Source organism: Ruegeria sp. C9 (assembly GCF_056537585.1).
In genome coordinates this window covers 11952-30933 of sequence record NZ_JBQFRU010000011.1, presented here as the reverse complement: position 1 = coordinate 30933, position 18982 = coordinate 11952, and the positions used below count along the sequence as shown (strand labels likewise).

18 protein-coding genes are annotated in these 18982 nt (G+C 58.3%); 4 read left to right on the top strand and 14 right to left on the bottom strand.

Annotated features, from left to right (window positions below):
- Both ACR0NE_RS21025 and hslU read right to left on the bottom strand, forming a co-directional pair.
- Complete coding sequence (locus tag ACR0NE_RS21025) at positions 1-1098, bottom strand: alpha/beta fold hydrolase (RefSeq protein ID WP_170594926.1); 1098 nt, start codon at positions 1096-1098, stop codon at positions 1-3.
- Positions 1099-1195: 97 nt separating this feature from the next.
- Positions 1196-2503 carry an ATP-dependent protease ATPase subunit HslU gene (gene hslU, locus ACR0NE_RS21020; protein WP_170407914.1) on the bottom strand — a complete coding sequence of 436 codons (1308 nt, stop codon included), beginning with the start codon at positions 2501-2503 and terminating at the stop codon, positions 1196-1198.
- Positions 2504-2701: 198 nt separating this feature from the next.
- Here hslU and ACR0NE_RS21015 point away from each other — a divergent pair, with 198 nt between their 5' ends.
- Entirely contained in the window at positions 2702-3103 is a 402-nt protein-coding gene (locus ACR0NE_RS21015) for a DM13 domain-containing protein (RefSeq protein ID WP_170594929.1), read from the top strand.
- A gap of 105 nt (positions 3104-3208) precedes the next feature.
- On the top strand, positions 3209-4450 hold the full coding sequence (locus ACR0NE_RS21010; RefSeq protein ID WP_170397806.1) for an MFS transporter: 1242 nt from the start codon (positions 3209-3211) through the stop codon (positions 4448-4450).
- A gap of 29 nt (positions 4451-4479) precedes the next feature.
- Here the strand turns inward: ACR0NE_RS21010 and ACR0NE_RS21005 are convergent, their stop codons facing one another.
- Positions 4480-4833, bottom strand: coding sequence for a hypothetical protein (locus ACR0NE_RS21005; RefSeq protein ID WP_170425354.1), 354 nt, complete (start codon positions 4831-4833; stop codon positions 4480-4482).
- Positions 4830-5387 (bottom strand): ATP-dependent protease subunit HslV, encoded by a 558-nt coding sequence (gene hslV / locus ACR0NE_RS21000; protein WP_170397812.1) that lies wholly within the window; start codon positions 5385-5387, stop codon positions 4830-4832. Before hslV ends, ACR0NE_RS21005 begins: the two co-directional genes overlap by 4 nt.
- A gap of 197 nt (positions 5388-5584) precedes the next feature.
- On the opposite strand from hslV, the gene ACR0NE_RS20995 reads away from it, so the two are divergent.
- On the top strand, positions 5585-5782 hold the full coding sequence (locus ACR0NE_RS20995; protein ID WP_170397815.1) for a DUF1127 domain-containing protein: 198 nt from the start codon (positions 5585-5587) through the stop codon (positions 5780-5782).
- Positions 5783-5837: 55 nt separating this feature from the next.
- On the opposite strand, the gene ACR0NE_RS20990 is transcribed toward ACR0NE_RS20995, so the two are convergent.
- Together ACR0NE_RS20990 and ACR0NE_RS20985 are read right to left on the bottom strand one after the other, a co-directional pair.
- Positions 5838-6200, bottom strand: a complete 363-nt coding sequence (locus ACR0NE_RS20990) for a Lin0512 family protein (protein WP_170407917.1) — start codon at positions 6198-6200, stop codon at positions 5838-5840.
- Positions 6197-6547, bottom strand: coding sequence for a Lin0512 family protein (locus ACR0NE_RS20985; RefSeq protein WP_170397821.1), 351 nt, complete (start codon positions 6545-6547; stop codon positions 6197-6199). The genes ACR0NE_RS20990 and ACR0NE_RS20985 overlap by 4 nt, the downstream gene beginning before the upstream one ends.
- A gap of 100 nt (positions 6548-6647) precedes the next feature.
- Between ACR0NE_RS20985 and ACR0NE_RS20980 the strand changes: the two genes are divergently transcribed.
- On the top strand, positions 6648-7079 hold the full coding sequence (locus ACR0NE_RS20980) for a hypothetical protein (protein ID WP_170594933.1): 432 nt from the start codon (positions 6648-6650) through the stop codon (positions 7077-7079).
- Positions 7080-7163: 84 nt separating this feature from the next.
- Here the strand turns inward: ACR0NE_RS20980 and trxA are convergent, their stop codons facing one another.
- The 8 genes from trxA to regB all read right to left on the bottom strand — a co-directional run bounded on the left by trxA (position 7164) and on the right by regB (position 18978).
- The gene (gene trxA / locus ACR0NE_RS20975) at positions 7164-7484 is read right to left on the bottom strand and encodes a thioredoxin (protein ID WP_170397826.1); all 321 of its coding nucleotides are present in this window, start codon (positions 7482-7484) and stop codon (positions 7164-7166) included.
- Between the two features lie 58 nt (positions 7485-7542).
- Positions 7543-10902, bottom strand: coding sequence for a double-strand break repair helicase AddA (gene addA / locus ACR0NE_RS20970; RefSeq protein WP_170594937.1), 3360 nt, complete (start codon positions 10900-10902; stop codon positions 7543-7545).
- Positions 10899-13826, bottom strand: coding sequence for a double-strand break repair protein AddB (addB, locus tag ACR0NE_RS20965; RefSeq protein ID WP_170594940.1), 2928 nt, complete (start codon positions 13824-13826; stop codon positions 10899-10901). The genes addA and addB overlap by 4 nt, the downstream gene beginning before the upstream one ends.
- A complete protein-coding gene (locus ACR0NE_RS20960) occupies positions 13819-14505 on the bottom strand; it encodes a nucleotidyltransferase family protein (protein WP_170594943.1) in 687 nt (228 codons plus the stop codon). Before ACR0NE_RS20960 ends, addB begins: the two co-directional genes overlap by 8 nt.
- Positions 14502-15506, bottom strand: coding sequence for a phosphotransferase (locus tag ACR0NE_RS20955; RefSeq protein ID WP_170594946.1), 1005 nt, complete (start codon positions 15504-15506; stop codon positions 14502-14504). The genes ACR0NE_RS20960 and ACR0NE_RS20955 overlap by 4 nt, the downstream gene beginning before the upstream one ends.
- Entirely contained in the window at positions 15503-15973 is a 471-nt protein-coding gene (gene tsaE / locus ACR0NE_RS20950) for a tRNA (adenosine(37)-N6)-threonylcarbamoyltransferase complex ATPase subunit type 1 TsaE (protein WP_170407927.1), read from the bottom strand. The genes ACR0NE_RS20955 and tsaE overlap by 4 nt, the downstream gene beginning before the upstream one ends.
- 40 nt (positions 15974-16013) lie before the next feature.
- On the bottom strand, positions 16014-17522 hold the full coding sequence (locus tag ACR0NE_RS20945) for a PAS-domain containing protein (RefSeq protein WP_170594949.1): 1509 nt from the start codon (positions 17520-17522) through the stop codon (positions 16014-16016).
- A 64-nt stretch (positions 17523-17586) separates the two neighbouring features.
- Positions 17587-18978, bottom strand: coding sequence for a sensor histidine kinase RegB (regB, locus tag ACR0NE_RS20940; RefSeq protein ID WP_170397866.1), 1392 nt, complete (start codon positions 18976-18978; stop codon positions 17587-17589).
- Positions 18979-18982: the final 4 nt, after the last annotated feature.

Here is an 18982-nt window from a genome sequence, read left to right as displayed (position 1 = left end):
TCAGGGCGCGCTGACCTGCGCCTGTCCGGTCTCGGTCAGCACAATCTCGGTCGCGCCATCTGCGCTGCGCTCGCTGGGTGGGACAAGGACATCGATGCCAGGCCGGTCGGGGCCAAAGGTGTTGCTGACCCGGCGGGCCGAACTGAGAATCGCCAGCAGCGCCGGAGACGTCGCCGCCACGAAATGAGATGATCCCGCATCGCTGTTGAATGCAGTCGTGTCGATCACGCTGATCGGATATTCGGCCAATGCGTCGACCGAACTGATATTACCCAACCTCTGACTGTCCGCGGTGCCGCGCAGCCGAGCCGACAGGTTCAGAATCTTGTCCTTCTGGGACACCATCACCACAAACGGGTCGGGCGGGCTCTTGATGCTGTTCATCTGGGATCGGAACAGATCCACATCCAGATCAGGTGAGATCAGGATGACCCCCTCAAGATTGCGGCTTGCCCACCCCGGCTCGCGTAGTTCGGCTTGCCGCATCATCTCCATCGATAGGGCGCTGCCCATCGAATGCGCTATCAGTACAACCCGCTTTACGCCCATTGATTTGAGCAATCTAATGGTCTGTTCCAGCCCGTCTCGGGCAAACAGCATACTGTCCAGATCATAGGCGTAACCGGTGCCGCGCGCCTTACTGGGCCAGGAATAAATCAAAATGGTTCCGGGGATACCGATATCATGGCTCAGCTGAGCGGCCCGAAATGCGGTCTCAGTCTGCGTGGCGTTATACCCGTGAACAAAGATGACCACGTCATCCACGCCACGCAGACGGGACTTCAGATCCTGCGGACCCGAGAACTCGGTAACATCCGCCACGACAAACTGTTTGTTCGGATTCGGGTTCGCGTATGAGAAATTGAGTTCACCCGGCGTGTGCGACGGCGGAATCGAGACGGTCATCTCAAGGTAACGCAATGCCTCGGCACGGTTAGCGCCGTAGCTGCCATCCGGCTCGCGCGCACGGGTAGTGGCGGCAAAGACCGTGGCGGGGGTGCCGACCCTAAGGGCTTCGGGTGTGATCTCTGTGATAGACCGATCCGCACAGGCGGTCAGCACAGACAGCGTCACAATGATGATGAAATAGCGCAGCACGCTCTGCCCCTGTGAAGTTACAGGGCTACGCTACCGTATTCCCGCCCCGCGTCCAGCCTGAGGGCACGACTCATTGGCAAAATCCGGCTGGCACCTGTTACAAAACGTAACGGCTGAGGTCTGTTGATTTTGTCAGCTCGCCAAGATTGTCGTTCACGAAACCTGCATCGACGGTGATCTCAGCCCCTGCCTGATCCGGTGCGGTGAACGAAAGCTCTTCGAACACGCGCTCCATCACCGTGTAAAGCCGCCGCGCACCGATATTCTCGATGCTTTGGTTCACATCCGCCGCAATCCGGGCCAAGGCTGCGATCCCATCTTCGGTGAAACTGACCGTGACCTCTTCAGTGCCCATCAGGGCAGTATACTGCAGGGTCAGAGCGTTGTCGGTCTCGGTCAGGATACGTACGAAATCCTCTTCTGTCAGGGCGCGCAGTTCCACGCGTATCGGCAAGCGGCCCTGAAGTTCTGGCAGCAGGTCCGAGGGCTTGGCGATGTGAAACGCACCGGATGCGATGAAAAGGATATGGTCGGTTTTCACAGGGCCATGTTTGGTGCTGACAGTGGTGCCCTCGATCAGAGGCAGCAGGTCGCGCTGAACCCCTTCCCGGCTGACATCGCCTCCGCGCGCATCGGATCGGGCGCAGACTTTGTCGATCTCATCCAGAAACACGATACCGTTCTGTTCGACCGATTCCAAAGCCACACGGTTGACAGTTTCGTCATCCAGCAACTTGTCGGCCTCTTCCCCTATTAACGCCTCATAGCTTTCAGCCACAGTCATGCGTTTCTTGACGGTCCGTCCACCGAAGGCCTTGCCGAAGATATCACCCAGATTCATCATCCCCATCTGACCACCCGGCTGGCCCGGAATATCGAACATCGGCATCGGGTTCGTGGTATCGGACAGTTCCAACTCGATTTCGGTATCGTCCAGCTCACCCGCTTTCAGCTTCTTGCGGAACATCTCGCGCGTCGCTTCGCGGGCGTCGGTTCCTGCAATCGCCTCGATCACGCGATCCTCGGCGGCCTGATGGGCGCGGGCTTTGACATCCTCGCGCATATACTCGCGGGTTTGCAGGATTGCGGCGTCAGCCAGATCACGCACGATCTGTTCAACGTCCCGACCGACATAGCCGACCTCGGTGAATTTGGTGGCTTCAACCTTGATGAAGGGTGCGCGGGCCAGTTTGGCCAGACGGCGGCTGATCTCGGTCTTGCCAACGCCGGTGGGTCCGATCATCAGAATGTTTTTCGGATAGACCTCATCGCGGATGTCATCTGGCAACTGCTTGCGCCGCCAGCGGTTGCGTAGCGCCACGGCGACGGCGCGTTTCGCGTCTTTCTGCCCGATAATAAAGCGGTCCAGTTCCGAGACAATCTCGCGCGGGGTCAGGTCGGTCATATGTGTTCTATCCGTATGTTTCGCAGCGGAACCTAATCATACGGCGCGAAAACACAAGCCGATCACGAGAAGATCACGGCAACTCACGGGCAGCACACGGAATTTCGTGGTGATGTGAATCGCCAGATGCACAGCGTCTGCGGCATAACCTTTCGCGACGGACTCTGCGTCCGTATGACATTAGGGAGATACCTCATCATGATGACTCGTCGTTCGCTTTTTGTGAAAGCTGCAGCTACCGGCGCGGCCCTGTCTCTGGTCGGCACCACCGCTGCCCTGGCCGGTGGCGCAAAAAAGAAAGGCACATTTGAAGGCCGCTCGAACCACGTCACTACCGGTTCGGTAAAACTGGTCAAAGATGGCGAGCGTTACATCGTTGAACTGGGCGAAGACTTTTCGCTGGACAACGGCCCCGACCCGCGTGTCGCATTTGGTAAGGACGGCACATACGCCCCAGACAGCAAACTGGGCGCGCTGCTGCACTTGACCGGCAAGCAATCCTATGCCGTGCCACCAACCATGGATGTCTCGGGCTACAACGAAGTTTACATTTGGTGCGAGGTTGCCGGCGTCCCGCTGGGCGTTGCTTCGTTGAAGTAATCACACCCTTCAGGGGTCGGGCTTTCCGGCCTCTGACACGCCGTTAGGTGACAGGGCAACTGTCTGTTACACTCGCCCCAAGATATTGGAACTGGGGGCGTTTTCATGACCAAGATTGCCAAGATCACCCTGCTGTTTGTGGTCTTTGTTGACCTGATCGGACAAGGGCTGGTGTTTCCCATCATCAACTCCCTGATCATGGAAACGAAGTCCGGCTTCTTGCCGGAAAGCACGGCCATGGGCACAAGGCACTTTTATTATGGTCTGGTGATCGGCTGCTTCTTCCTGTCTTGGTTTCTGGGGGTGGTCTATGTCTCGAAAGTTTCAGACTCTATCGGGCGCAAGAATGCTCTTCTGGTCTGTTTGACCGGGGCGCTGGTCGGCTACGCCCTGACCATCGCAGCGCTTTATCTCAACAGCCTGCTTCTGCTGATCATTGGTCGTTCGATCACCGGGTTTACGGCTGGAAATCAGCCCATCGCACAAGCGGCGATGATCGATGGCAGCACCGACGCTGCCGACCGTGACCGCAACATGGGTTATATTGTGACCGGTGTCAGCTTTGGCTTGGTCGGAGGACCGATCATAGGCGCGGTTCTGTCCGATGCAGCCTTATTGGGCAGCGCGGCGACATTGAAAACGCCTTTCTACGGGGCGTTTGTGCTGGTCCTGATTGCAATCTTTCTTGTGACCGCGTTCTTCAAGGATACCAGAACCGAGCGTGAACCTTTTGTTTTCCGCCCACGCGACATCACCGACAGTCTTATTGCTGTGCGCGAGCACCCGCTGGTTCTGAAGATCATGCCAGTTTACGCCCTGTTCATGGTCGCCAACGTTACTTTCTATGTATTCGTCGACAACTTCCTGACCAGCGCGTGGGGTTATGGCGTAATTGGGGGCAGCATGGCGATGGTGGTCATTGGCGTTGCGCTGGCCTTTTCCAGCACCTTCCTTGTGAAACCAGCGCAAGAGAGGTTCAGCAAGCACCAGATCATCTACACCTCATTGGTCACCATGGTGATCTGTGGCTTTGCCTTCGCATTCAGCCCCAGCGGGGTGCTGAGCTATATTCCGGTCTTTTTCTTCTACTTCTTCTTCGGCGTTTCTTACCCGACGCTGCTAGGCCTGTTCTCATCCAGCGTTGCCGAAACGGATCAGGGCTGGGTCATGGGCGTGACCACAGCCGTGTTCTGCCTAGCAGGCGGTATCATGTCCCTGATCGGAGGCGGATTGATGAGCATCGACATCCGCGTCCCCTACTACATTGTCATCGTCACTGCCCTGATGGGCCTGATCGGGATGCATCTGAGGTGGAAGGGTAAAGAGATCAAAGCGCTATTGGCGTAAAGAGCAGCCGATAGAGCGGAGGGGGTCACCTACTCCTGCTCTTCCTCAATTTCTTCTTCGTCAAGTTTGCGCTGGCTTTCCTGTAACGGCGCGCGCTCGATCAGTGCCCAAATTTCCTTTTTGGTCTTCTTTGAAACAGCGCCTCTGGCTTCCAGCTCGATCAATAGCGAGCGTGTCTGATCTTCGGTACAGCCAATTGTTCTGCTGAGCCGTTCCAGAGTTTTGAACTTGTATTTGGTATCTCTCAACATGGACTCAAGCAGCTTCTTGCGAGGCTCTTTCCATGTCTTGGCGTGCTTCCGATTCCGATATTCCTCAAGCACAATCGGCCCAACAATGCCGCCAATCAGCCCACCAAATATCGCTGCCAGAACCGCACTCATGACCCGATCGTTTCAACCGTCAGATTGCCGTTGGTATAGACGCAGATATCCGCAGCAATTGCCATGGCTTCACGCGCCACATCCTCGGCCGGTTTGTCGCTATCCATCATCGCACGGGCCGCCGCCAGGGCAAAGTTGCCGCCCGACCCGATTGCAGCGACGTTGTGTTCCGGCTCAAGCACGTCCCCTGCCCCAGTGATCACGAGCAGATCTTTGCCGTCGGTCACAATCAGCATCGCCTCTAGCTTCTGCAGATACTTGTCGGTGCGCCAGTCCTTGGCCAGCTCGACCGAAGCACGCGCCAGTTGGCCGGGCGTCGCCTCAAGCTTGGCTTCCAGACGTTCCAGCAGCGTGAACGCATCCGCCGTAGATCCGGCGAATCCGGCGACCACTTCGAACCCGCCCGGTGTCAGGCGACGCACCTTTCGCGCAGTGCCCTTGATCACGGTTTGGCCCAGGCTGACCTGCCCGTCCCCGGCGATGACAACCTGCCCGCCCTTCTTGACGCCAATAATAGTGGTGCCGTGCCATCCGGGAAAATCGCTGTCTGCCATGAATGCCTCCGTTATCCGTGCTGCCATATATGGGCCGGGCACGGGTTCTGCGCAACCGGTTCTAAAACTGCCCAAAAGATATGCAGTAAACGCAAACCGGGGCTGTTGAGTCAGCATTTGTGAGACTCAGCCGCCGGAGTTACATGAGGCTTACAACCGACAACGGGTCGGCTGTTTCTGTTAAAAGGACCAAGCACATGGCAAACGCAATCGCAAAAACCCATGCGCCGCGCGGAGCAGTCACCATCCTGCACGCAGTGGACGCATTCTCTCATGCATTCGAAAACGTTGTCGAATGGTACAAATCATATCAGACACGCAACGAACTGTCGCAACTGAGCGACGAGCAGCTGGAAGACGTCGGGCTGACCCGCGCTGATATCTCCAAGTTCTGATCCAGGATTTGAACACTTATAAGATGAGCCGCTCGATTGAGCGGCTTTTTCTTTTTCAGCTTTCGACGAATTTACCTGCGAGATCAGGCAGATAAGCCTCAACTGCAGCAGTGGCTACGACATGCCGGGTACCCGCCTCGGCATCCTCGACATCCAGTCCCCCTTTGACCGCCCGAACCGAGGCGCGGCCCCGCGGCAGATCCGAGGCGACAAGATCACAATCAACCTTCTCAGGCTGCTGAACGCCAATCGTGACCTCAACACGCATCTCCTCATGGCTGATGCCCAGTTTGGAAAACAGCGTGATGGACGAGTGGTGCAGCGCGTCCTGAACAGCGCGTCGCGCGGCCTTGGTATAGTCCTGACCATACAGATCGTTGCCGGTCCCCATCTCCAGAATAATACGTTTTTCCGTCATCGGGCGGGCTCCATATCAAATGAGACAACGATCGCGGCGTTGGCGATCACCGTGCGACCTTCAGAATGGGGTTTGTCGATATCCAAGCCACCATGTGTGACCGTGATGTTGGGCTGGCCGTAAGGGAAAATGGCCTTCAACGCCTGCGAATCCACCCGGTCCGGTTGCTGTACACCGATTTCCGCGTCGATGATCATGGCCTCTTTCGGGAATCCGAACAATTCCGCCATATTGACCGAGTTATGCCAGAGCGCATCCTTGAGCGCGCGCAGCGCTGCTTCGGTATAGTCTTCGCGCCGAAGCGACGTACCCATACCAAATTCCACCAATACCCGAGTTTTGGGCATGTCGCCTCCTTATTCCTGATGACCCGACAATCTGCACGAGTTCTTGCGAGTTGAAAGAACCAGTACATTGAACTGCATCCGGCCAAACCACGAAACCCGAATGTTTGGTGTGTACCGCAGCTATCGACTAGAATTCTGTCTGTTTAAGCGCACGATCTATGAAAGGTTTGATTCCATGACGTATTTTCGGCTCATGTCATCATTATTGTTGTTTGGACTTCTGGCGCAAAGCGTATCCGCTGAAGTCATAGAAAACAAAGCGAAATTTATGAACCTGATCGTTGATAAGAAGCTGGTTCAGGGCGAAACCTGGGTGACAATTCACAAGGACGGCACGGTTGAGGGCAAAGGCCCGAAAGGTGGCAGTATCAGCGGCACGTGGGAGTGGAAAGACAGGTATTACTGTCGGAGAATCGTGATCGTCGGTGAAGTGATGCCCCATGACTGTCAGGTGGTTTCAATCGCAGACGACACCGTTACATTTACCCACAAAGACGGCGCGGGAGTATCGGTGAGGTGGACCATCAAGTGAGTCTAAACTCTTGTCACGCAGTGGCTTTCACAAAAAAAGGCGCCCAATGCGGGGCGCCTTTTTGCGTTCGAACAGTAGCGAAGGTCAGATCGACTCGTCGATCCAGCTTTGCAGGGCCGCTTTCGGGGCCGCGCCAGCGCGGTTCGAAACCACCTGACCGTCTTTGAAAATGAACAGCGCCGGAATGCCGCGCACGCCCATGGCCGCGGCTGAGTTTGGGTTGCTGTCGACATCGACCTTGGCAATCTTCACCTTGCCACCATATTCGCTGGCCAGCTCTTCCAGGGCGGGGCCGATCTGCTTACAGGGGCCGCACCACTCGGCCCAGAAATCCACCACGACGGGGATATCGGAATTCTTGACTTCGGCGTCAAAGGTGTCGTCGGTAACGGCTACGGTCGACATGTCTGTCTCCTGACTGGGAATGCTTGGGCTCAGAACCTAGGTGCGGCACCGGGCAAGGTCAAGATATAGGGTTCGGTGTCAGGGCGTCCGTCACCATATCGTGTGGCAACCACATCAGGTGCGCGGTTCGCGTCCACAAGATAGCGGTGCGGATACTGTGATTGGGATAGATTTGCGACAGGGCATGGGCGTAGGCCGCCATCTGGCGCAACAGCCCTTCGGGACAGGATTCTGGCCCGGTCGGAACAGTCGCATTGGATTTGAAATCAATCACATGCACCTCTGTATCCGTTATAATCAGCCGGTCGATGACCCCATGCATTCGTGTGCCGTTCAGATCGGCAGAGACCGAAACCTCGGTCAGCGCATCCGAGCCAAAGACCGGTTTCAGATATTCGGCCGTCAGCACCGAAGTGGCCTCAGTCAGCAGATCTTGCCGCTCAACATCTTGCATATCGGCCAGAAGCCGTGCGCAAAGCTGCGGCCATTGATCCTGTGCGGCAGCAGGAAGATGTTCGAGCAACAGGTGCAGCTGCGATCCGCGTCGTTTCGCCGCCTCTTCATCCTGCCCCGCATCTCCGGGCAAGGCCTTCGCACCCCCAAGATCAGAGGGGCTGAGCGTTTCGGCTGGCGCGGGTGCATTTGGCGCGGGGTGGTCAAAAAATACAGGCAAATGCTGTTCGTTGTGCGGGATGCTGCCCTGTTCAACAGCGGGCAAAGCCTTCCAATCTCCATGCGCTAGTCGAAGGTTCTGGGTGCCGGGTACATGAGTAGCCCCTGCCCGCACCATCGCAGCCTCAACCATCTGATACCAACTGTTGCCATCCTTGCCTACATCCCCGGCGGCCGCCACTATTAGCCACTTTTCTGCCCGTGTTAGAGCCACATAGAGCAGCCTCAGCCGCTCATTCTCCTCGCGCGTTCTGGCTTCTTGGCGCGCAGCTGCGATTAATGCAGGTGAGGCATCAGAAGGCACTTTCCACAACGGAGTATCGCCCGCCATCATGATCTCGGCATCTCGTGGTGGCTGTCGTTTACCAGTGTCCGGCAGGATTACGATCGGTGATTCCAATCCCTTCGAGCCATGAACGGTCATCACCCTGATCATATTGCCGACTCCGCTCATCTGGCGCTTGATCTCCAGATCGTCGGTTTGCATCCAGACCAGAAAACCGGTGAGGCTTGGGATATCTGTCCGTTCATAGGCCAGCGCCTGCGACAGCAACGCGTTGATACCATCCTCAGCCTCGGCCCCAAGCCGGCCCAGCAGTTTGCGTCGCCCGTCATGGCGCGTCAGGATACGTTCGATCAGATCATAAGGACGCAGAAAGTCGGTTTGACCGCGTAGGTCGTTCAGAATCGCAAGCGTTACCGGGAACTCCTCGGCACGATTGCGCAACGCTGCCCATAGATAAGTTTCCTCCCTGCGATGAGCCAGATCGAACAACTGTTGTTCCGTCCAGCCAAACAGTGGGGATTTCAGGACTGTCGCCAGGGATAGGCTGTCTTCGGGTGTGGCCAGAAAGCTCAGCAAAGCAGCCAGATCCTTGACCGCCAATTCCGCGCCCACCTTCAGGCGATCCGCCCCCGCGATGGGCAGGCCCTCGCTTTTGCAGGCGCGAATGATCTCGGCAAACAGGTCCGAGCGGCGTTGGACAAGGATCAGAAAGTCGCGGGGTTGCACTTTGCGCCGGACAAATGTCCCCGACGCATCGCCATCATCGGGAATGGTAGCGCCATTCCTGATCATATCCTTGATTGACCGGGCAACCTGTTCTGCCAGAATGACGGTGTGATGCCGTGCGCCGGGTCGATCAACGGGATCGGTCCAATCGCTGTCATCCTCGTCTTCAACTTTCTCGATCACCGGCCATAGGTCGACGCGCCCAGGAAGATCGGCCTTGAATGCCCGGTGTAAGGCATCCTTGTGGAACCCGGCCTCTACATGGTTTTCGAACAGTATATCGACCAGCCCAAGGATCGCGCTGGACGAGCGGAACGAATATTCCAGCGTTGAATCCCACAGTTTAGAGCCTGATTCTCGAAGTTTCCGCCCAAATTCGGCCTGCATCTGGTCAAAGGCTTGCGGGTCGGCGCCCTGGAAGGAATAGATTGACTGTTTCTTGTCACCAACCACAAAGATCGTGCGCTCAACTCCGGATCGGGCCCCTTCCCCGCTGGTAAATTCCTGAGCCAATTTTTCGATCACGTCCCATTGATCCGGGCTGGTGTCCTGCGCCTCGTCCACCAGAATGTGATCGATGCCACCGTCGAGCCGGTACAGCACCCATTCTGCGACCGCCGGGTCGTTCAGCACCTGACGTGCGCGCAGGATCAGGTCATCAAAATCCAGCCAACCCCTAACCTGCTTGCGCCGCTCGTATTCCGGAAGGAAGGCCGCGGCAAAGCGATGTAATACATGGGTTTTCTGGGCCGCAACCAGCGCCAGTCGTTGTTCCCGCGCGGCTTCGACCCGCAGCATCAGGGCCTCGAGCTGGGGCATCCGATCTGCCAGCACCCCTTCACGCAGCGCCTTGGTTGGAAAGCTGTTGAGTTTTGCGGCAAAGGGCTCTTTCGCGCCCTTACCCGTCAATAGGACGTTTTCAAGTATCGTCAGGTTGCTCAACCTGGCGTCGGTAATACTGGAAAGCTTGTCGGCGGCCTTGGCATTGTTCCCTCCGCTTTCCAAAAGCGCGGGAAAAATGGACTGGATCAGGTCGACCTCACCGCCCAGAAACACGTTACGCAGCAGGACCTGCTCATCAAAACCTTCGGGCAGATCAAACCGTCGCAGAATGTCCGGCCATTGCAGCACATGTTCAAACTGATTTCGTTTCTGCGCAACAGCGGCAGTCAGTTTGTCAAAACCGGTATCGGTGACAAAGCGGGCAACGTCTTCGATTAATTCGGCCTGAGGGCCTTCGGCAAAACTCTCAATGATCTCTTCGCGCAGCAACGCCGCAGCCCGGTCTTCCATTTCGGAGAATTGAGGGCTGACCCCTGCCTCAAGCGGGAACCGTCGCAGCAGCGAAGCACAGAAGGAGTGGATCGTTTGGATCTTTAGTCCACCAGGCGTCTCAATAGCGCGGGCAAACAGGGTCCGTGCTTGCGCCAACCGGTCGGGATCGATCAGGCCTGGTACGCCAAGTTCGACCAACTCAGCCTGAAGGTCGCCGTCGCCCAACATTGCCCATTTGCCAAGACGTTTGAACAACCGGTTCTGCATCTCGCTGGCCGCGGCCTTGGTATAGGTCAGGCACAGGATATGCTGCGGCTGTACACCATCCAGCAACAGCCGCGCCACCCGGTCGGTCAGCACCCGGGTCTTGCCCGAGCCCGCATTGGCCGCCAGCCAGGTTGAGGCGTCCGGGCGCGCGGCCTGAACCTGCCGTTCGGTGGCATCATTGCGGGGGGTCATGTCAGGTCCTCCGGTTCGGTTTCCGCCGAACGATCCCACTCGCCGAACCGGGCGAGGTGATCATAGTCCCCTATATCTGTGTCCTTGTGCAGCATCCTGCGTGAAGAGAACCCCTGAGCAGGCTCTAAATAGGCTGAAATGAGCTCTTTCAGTTCGGCCAGCACCTTGTCGGTCGGCTCTTTCTGCAGCGGTGCGGGCACTTCTTTATAGGTGCCGCCCATGCCAATGAAGATCGCCTGTGCAACGGGAAGCGGATCGAATCCTTCGATACCGCCCTGCTCGGCCATTGCAGCTTCGATCAGCAGTTGTTTGTCGAATTTGGCTTGCTGACTTTCCGTCGGCGGAGTGCCCGTCTTGTAGTCGATGATACGCAAGGCCCCCTGCCCGCTTCGATCGATTCGGTCGGCACGTCCGGCAATGGTGAAGTCCAGCGGCGTCAACGCCAGGCGCATCCCAACCTCAAAAGCCACAGGCCCGCCATCGGTGCGGCGCTGAATCTCGGCGGATAGAAAGCTATCGGTAATCCGCTCTAGCCGCGCTAGCCACAGCTTTCGGGCAGTTGGCCACGCAACGTGGTCGTCCAGCAGAGCTTTGGCGCGTTTCAGGAAATTTTCTCGGGTCAATAAAGCCGGATCCAGAACGCTGTCGCGCACGAATTGTTCCATCACCTCGTGGATGACGATACCGCGTAGCAGGGCATCTGGCGCCTGAACCAGCGGGTCCAGTTGTCTCAATCGCAGGATATGCCGGGCATATATGGCGTACGGATCGCGGATCAAGCGTTTGATTTCGGTCACCGATAGCCGCCGTGGCCGCGCCGCGACGGGTGGTCGTGGCGACGGGCGGTGCGCGGGTGCGATTCGGGGTGCATGTTCCAGCATCTCTGCCCTATCCAGCCACCGTTGGCCCCGCGCTTGCATTGCTTCTAACGCCCTAGTTCCACCCTGTTCAGGCAGGCCTTGCAACAGGTTGGTCATGCGGTTCAGCCAACGGGATGGTACGGTTTCCGCATCATCCGAGCGGGTAGCGCGGGTCAAAACCACCTCTGCAGCACCTGCCGCCTGCTGGAAGTCATGCGCGGACAGACCGATCCTGCGTTCGGGCAGTAAAAGACCGGCCTCATTGCGCATCTGACGGTTCAGCCAGGGGTCGGGTGCCGCAGCCTCGGGCCAGCTGCCTTCGTTCAAGCCACCCAGAATTAGCAGATCCGCACCCTGAACGCGCGCTTCCAGCGTGCCCCAGATCATCAGATGCGGGTGAGGTGCATCGCGGTCGCGGACTTCTTCACCTGCCAACAACGCGCCCAGAAGTTCGGCAAAGTCATGGGCGGTCATCGCGCCGCCATGCTGTGCTTCGGCTTCCAAAGTAGAGATCACCGCAAGCGCCTTCTGGCCCGCGTTCTTGTCCCACAATGTGCCAGATTCACCGGTTCCACCTGCCGAGATTATCTCGGCCAGCGTGCGAAGCCGGGCGACCCAGTCCGGCAGTGGCTGTTCGGTGGGGTCGTATTGATCGCAAAATGCCTGGGTAACCCAGCGGACCCAGTCCTCGGGCGCTTCTGTACGAATGGCGAAAGCGGTCAGGCTGGCGCTGTCGGGAAAGGGCGGGCCATAGCGACGCAGGTCAAGCTCAAGATCGCGGGTATGCAGCAGGTGGCTGCCCCGGTCGCCCCCGTCATGGCACAGTGGGTGTTTGAGCAGCGTCAGCAGAGCCTCGCTATCCAGGCGGCGCGCGAACAGCCCGGCGACATGGCGCAGGAACCGCCCGGGCGGAGACAGCTGCAGTGGCAGGCCCGCGCTGTCATCGGGCAGGATATTCCACCGGTCCAGTGCGGCGCTGACCTGCCGGGTTAGCATCCGGTCGGGGGTGATTAGCGCGGCGGTCTGGCCGGTCTCGGCCGCTTGCCGTAGGCGCAGCGCAATCGCCAAGGCCTCGGCCCGGGGCGAGGGTGCCTCGATCAGCGTCACATCCTTGGTCGCACCGTTCAGGTCGGGCAGGAGCGGGCCTTCGGTCATCCATGCGTCGGTGACCGGGGCAGGGCGCAATGCAAGCGAAATCAGCTTGTTACGGGCAGGTGAAGGGGCCTGATCCGTGGTCCATGGCCGGATTTGATCCGGGCGAAGCCCTAGCCCAAGCATCAGCTTGCGGAACCGGTATTGAGGATGATCCTCAGATGTCAGCGGGTTATCCAGATTGCTCCAAACATGTTCAGGCTGGTCGAAATCATAGCCGGGTAGCACCAGCGCCCCCTGAGGCAGACGCGCAACCGCCTGCATCAGCATCAGGGTGGTTCCGCGAGACCCGGTAGAGCCTGCCAGAATGACAGGATGTTCGGGCGGCGACGCCTCCCAGCGCGCGATCAGGTTCTCGACCACGCGCCGCTGTCGGGCCTGCGTGTCCAGCGCCTCCGAACCGGATTCCATGAACTGATCAGCGATGCCTATAAAGGCCTGTGCCCGCGCCCAATGGCCGGACATGTCGCTGACATCCAGTTGCCTGATCGCATCGGGAGAGACACCTTCCCCCTGCATCTCGTCGATAAGCCCGGCCAGGCTGTCAGATAGATCGAACAGCGAGGACCGGGCCGCCAGATCGGGTTGCTGGTCTAGCAGTTTTGCGATCAGCTGCGTCAGCTCCAGCCTGCGACGCAGAGGCGGGATTGCGGGTGGGATCTGCGCCAGATCGGCGCTTTCGCCAAGATCGGTGACCAAAGAGAGGCGTGGCAAAAGGCAAGCGGGACCCTGATCAAACAGATCGCGCACCCGGCGCGCCATCCGGCGGGTGTTGATCACCAGTTGCACCCGGGCCAGCGCGTCGGGCGGCTGCCCCACAAACCGCTCATGTAGCCCGTCAACCAACACCTTGGGAAAATCCGCTCCCGGAGGAACGGCGAAGACCCGGGGCAGGGCGCTGGGCTCAAACATCGGCAATCAACCCCTCGGCCAGATCAATACCCTCGGGACGCCCCACATCGCACCAGCGACCGGGGTAAGACAGTGCGAACAGGCGCTTTTGCTGCAGCATTCGATCCCACAGCACGTTCAATGAAAACACGTCCTCAGCGATGTCATGCAGCGCTTCGGTTTTCAGAATTTGTACCCCGCCGTAAACAAGACCTGCACCGCGGACGATCCGCCCTGTGCTGTCCTGAGTGAAGTCACCAGGGCCGGAGTGGCCAAGGGTTTGCCCAACTGGAACGCACATCAGCAGCGCATCCATTTTATCCGGATTCCACTGATCCTTCAGTAAATTCAGCGGGTTGGGCCCAGCCCAGATCGCGTCGCTGTTCAAGGTGAATACGGGATCGGATCCAAGCAGAGGTAGCGCTGCGCGCAGCCCACCACCAGTATCCAGAATGCGCGGTTCTTCCCGCGATATCATAACGTTGCAGCCCGCCAGATGATCAGCCAACTGATCAGCGTGGTAGTGCAGGTTGGCAACAATCCGCAGCGGCCTGAGTGCATCGACCAGATCCAGTGCGTGATCAATCAGGGGCCGCCCGGCCACCTCGATCAGCGGTTTGGGCCGGTCTTTGGTCAGGGCACCCATGCGAGTACCAAAGCCCGCGGCAAACAGCATTGCAGCTTGGGGGGTTCCGGTCATTGCGCCCTCAGCTTATCCAGGTTTTCGGGGCTTGGGGCGGGCAGGGCGCTGCGCAACAGGTCTGCCACCGGCACCAACGCGGGATGTTCGAGATCGCGCATCAAATGTGCCCACGCAGCCGGGATCAGGTCGACGTAGTGTGGCTTTCCATAATCGGTCGCCAGCCGGGCAAAACCGCCCAGAATGCGCAGGTTACGCTGTGCGCCCAGAACAGCATATGCGGTGCGGAAATCATGCCCATCGACGCCGGTTGCGGTGATATAGCGGTCGATCATCCGCATCTCGATCCCGGCGGGCACAGTCCGACGCACATCCTGTAGCAGTGACATCAAATCATAGGCGGGATGCCCCAGCATCGCGCTTTGGAAATCCAGCAGACCGACACGCGCCAGACCTTCGCGCTCGGGCAGCCAGATCAGGTTTTCTGCGTGGTAATCGCGTTGCACAACAACCCGCGTTCCGCCGGTTTCCCGGTGCAGGATATCCGCAAAGCGCAGCTCGAACCGGGCGCGGGCCTCGTCGTCGTGCGATCCAAGAATGCCTTGTGCATATTTCGTGAACGACAGCGCCGCCAATTCGGTCATCATAGCGGGGTCGTAACTGTCGAGCGAAAGCGTCGGCGCCGCGTGAAGATGGACAAGTACATCGGTTGCGGCGTCATACAGCGTGCGCTCAAGCGTCGGATCGTCCCGCAAGACGCGTGCGAACAGATCGTCGCCCAAATCTTCGAGCAACAGAAACCCGTATTCGCAGTCCTCGGCGTAGATTTCCGGCGCACTCAACCCAATGGAACGCAGGTATTTCGACATACGCACGAAGGGTTCAACAGCTTCGCCCTTGTCGGGCGGAGCATCCATCAAAACGGCGGTCCGGCCGGTGGCAGGGTCGGTCAGACGCTCGTACCGGCGGTTCGAGGCATCACCCGCCAAAGGCGTATGCAGTGCGCCGTTCCATGGTGTCTGCGCGATCAAGGCTTCTGCCAGAATGGCCCGGTTCGTCATTGGATCCCCTCCAGCTTGGCGTTCCATTTCGGGTCTGTCCACGACATCTTAAGTTGTCGCGTATCTTGTTCGTTGGCGTCTGTGGTGAACCGGATCAGTAAGGCCGGCTCTGGCGTCAGAGGACCCAGCTTTTCAGGCCACTCGATCAGGCAAATGCCGGCGTCGAAGGCGTCGACCAGCCCCAGCTCTTCGATCTCTTCCACGGCAGAAAGACGATAGAGGTCTGAATGCCAGACCTCTCCAAGCTGCGTCTCGTAAACCTGAACCAGAGTAAAGGTCGGCGAAGGCACATCTTCGGGTGCGGACAGAAGAGATTGGATCAATGCGCGTGCGAAATGGGTTTTGCCGCTGCCGATCGTACCTTCAAGCAGGATAGTATCGCCAGACTGCAATGCGCCACCCAGTTTGGTGGCAACTTCAGCAGTGTCGAATGGGGATTTCGAGGTCAGAGTCAGCGGTGCGTTCATGGCGTCACAATGAACCTGCGCCGGGTCGGCTGCAACCGGTTCACGCGCTGATTTTTTGTATTTCCGTGATGTTCCTGACCGGGTTGTCCGAGGCGAAACGGACAATTGTTGCCCCGTTTTGCATGGGGCTGACCGTGCAGTTCAAAGAGCTGCCGGATTTTAGGATCAGTTCAGCCGACCATTCGGCCCGGTTCTCGCGCGCGGTGACGAATTCGCGGATCTCGCCAAGGATCGGTGTGGCGGTGCAGTGCTCCTGCCATTGGCGTGTGATTTCCAGCACCGTTGCTGGTTCGAATCCTACTTCGCCGCTGTCGCCCCACAACACCTGATAGGCGTAATTTGTGATCGCCAGCGAACCGTCATCCGAAAACACCGCGATGGCATCAGCCAGCTTGTCCAGAATGGATTGCATAAGGTCCGTTTCAGCGCGGAACCGTCGGGTCAGTGTGATTTCGGCGGTGATATCTTCGAACAGGAAAGCCACGGCCCCATCGGGATGCGGGCGACCACTGACGGAATAGACCGATCCTGATGGCAGCGACCAGGTTTCCTGATAGTTCCCGTCCTGTGCCGCCTCCAGAAGGTCGTTCATCTGGCGCCGCCAACTGCGATAGTTCTTAGGCTCGGGCATCATATGCTGGTCGCGAAGCCGGTCAAAAAAGCTGGACAGGCTTGGGCGCAGGCTCAGGAAGTCGGGTGGGAGGGTGGTCAGATCGATCAGCGCTGGATTGAACAGGGCCAGTTGCCGGTTGCGGTCAAAGATCGCCAGACCAATGGAGAGCTGCGCGAAGGTCTTGGTCATGGTCTGCACAAACTTGCGCTGCGCTGTCTCGGCTTCGACAATCGCGTTGATATCGACCGCGTAACACAACTGATCCTGTTCGTGTGCGACCTGGGTCAGGTCAAACCAGAGCTTGGCATCGCTGTCCCTGACCGGAATCGAGACACGGGTTTTTCGACTCAGCTGCGCCTCGTCCCTGTGAGAAGGAAACAGAGGGTCCGTCAGATCGGCATCCGGTCCCGCGATCTTGCGAACCAACCGTACATAGGCCGCATTGCACCAGCCCACCTTATCACGGTGATCTATCAGCCAAACAGGGTAGGGCGCCTGCTCCATCGCCAAACGAATTGGATCGCGCTGGTCACGGCGTGGCGTAGGGATGGTCCCCGTCAGATCACGTAATTGAACCCGAATGATACCGTCGATCCATTCGCACAGAACCTCGCGCTCGACTGTGCAGTCGATGGCTGAAACGGCGATGTTGCCCCCGGACCGGACAATCTCGGGAGTTTCGGGGAAAGCGGGAAAATCACGTTGCAGCAAACGCCGCAGATCAGCCCAGTTGCTGACGGATTCGTAACCTGCCAGCGCAATATCGGAGTGGCTGATCAACCGGTCGCCATCGAACAGGAAGACAACATCGAACAGCGCTCCGGGCGCTGACAGCCCGAAATCTCTTGTTTTGGCCTGATGGCGTGGCAAGAGCCACAATATCGCAAAGCTGGCCGAAACCACACTGAATGCGGCCAGAACGATCCATTCGGCCATTGCTCCAACCCCCGGGTAAAACGTTTGAATCTATATGAACAACAATGGTTAACGGGGTCTTAACTCAGATCTGGAACGGTTGGTTGGCGCCCGAGGGAACCGGAGTGTCTCCGGTTTGCGCGTCGATCAGCTTGCGCGGCCAAACGACATTGACGATCGCCCCCCTGCGATCCGGTTGGTCAGTCAGGGTCTGATAAGGGTCCGCGCCATTGGCGAAGCTCAGTTCGGCACCGCTGCGTTCCAGCAGGGTTTTGGCGATGAACAGACCCAGCCCCATGCCTTCGTATTCCGGCCGACTACTGCGATCGGCGCGGCGGCGGCGCATGAATGGGTCACCAATCCGACCAATGATGTGAGAGGGGTAGCCGCGCCCATCATCCATGATCGAAACGCTGATCCGGTCAGAGGTCCATTCAGCTTCGACCCAGACCGTCGACTGGGCGAAATCCACTGCGTTCTGGATCAGGTTGCGCAGCCCGTGAATGATCTCGGGCTTGCGCAGGATCGAGGGCTGCTGCACATCGCCATCCGCAACTGGTCCTTCGTCGAAATGCACCACTTTACCACGATTGATATGTGGCTCTGCCGCTTCATGGATCACGGTGGACAGAGGCGCCTGACGCAGGTGCAAGTCATCTTTCCCAGCTCGGCCCATATCGCGCAGGATGTCGCGGCAGCGGTCAGCCTGTTCGCGGATCAAGGCTGCGTCCTCCATCAGCTCAGGCCGGTCGTCCAGCTCTTCGATCAGTTCTGAACTGGCCAGCTTGATCGTAGCCAGCGGCGTACCCAACTCATGCGCGGCGGCGGCCACCACACCACCAAGATCAGTCAGCTTTTGCTCGCGCGCCAGCGCCATATGGGTGGCCGAGAGCGCTTCAGACATCGATTGAACTTCGGAACTGATGCGGTGCGAATAGGCGCCGATGAAAACGATGGCGATGATAATCGCCGCCCAGTTTCCGAACAGCAAAATATCGGGGATATCCAGCACCAACCCCAGATTGGTTCTCAGCGGGAGGTGGAATTGCGCCAGCAAAGTGGTCAGGATCACCGCAACGCTGCCGATGATCAGGGTCGAGCGGGTGCTCATTACATTTGCAGAAATCGTCACCGGGCCCAGCAACAGCAGCGCAAACGGGTTGTTTAGCCCCCCCGTCAGATACAACAGGATCGACAGCTGCAGCAGATCGAACAGCACCATCAGGAAGTTCTCGAATTCCGACAAGCGCTTGTTTTCGGGAAACAACAGAATGGCCGTGAGGTTACCCATCACCGAAATGCCGATGACGAAATAACACAATGCCAGCTCAAGCTGAACGTCGTAATATTTCTGTGCAACCGTGATGGCCGTAAACTGGCCGATAATGGCGACCCATCGTAGCAGGATCAGCGTGCGCAGCCTGATCCAGGTACTGCGCTCCTGCCCACGCCAAAGACTGGTGTTGGAATTCGTCATCTGT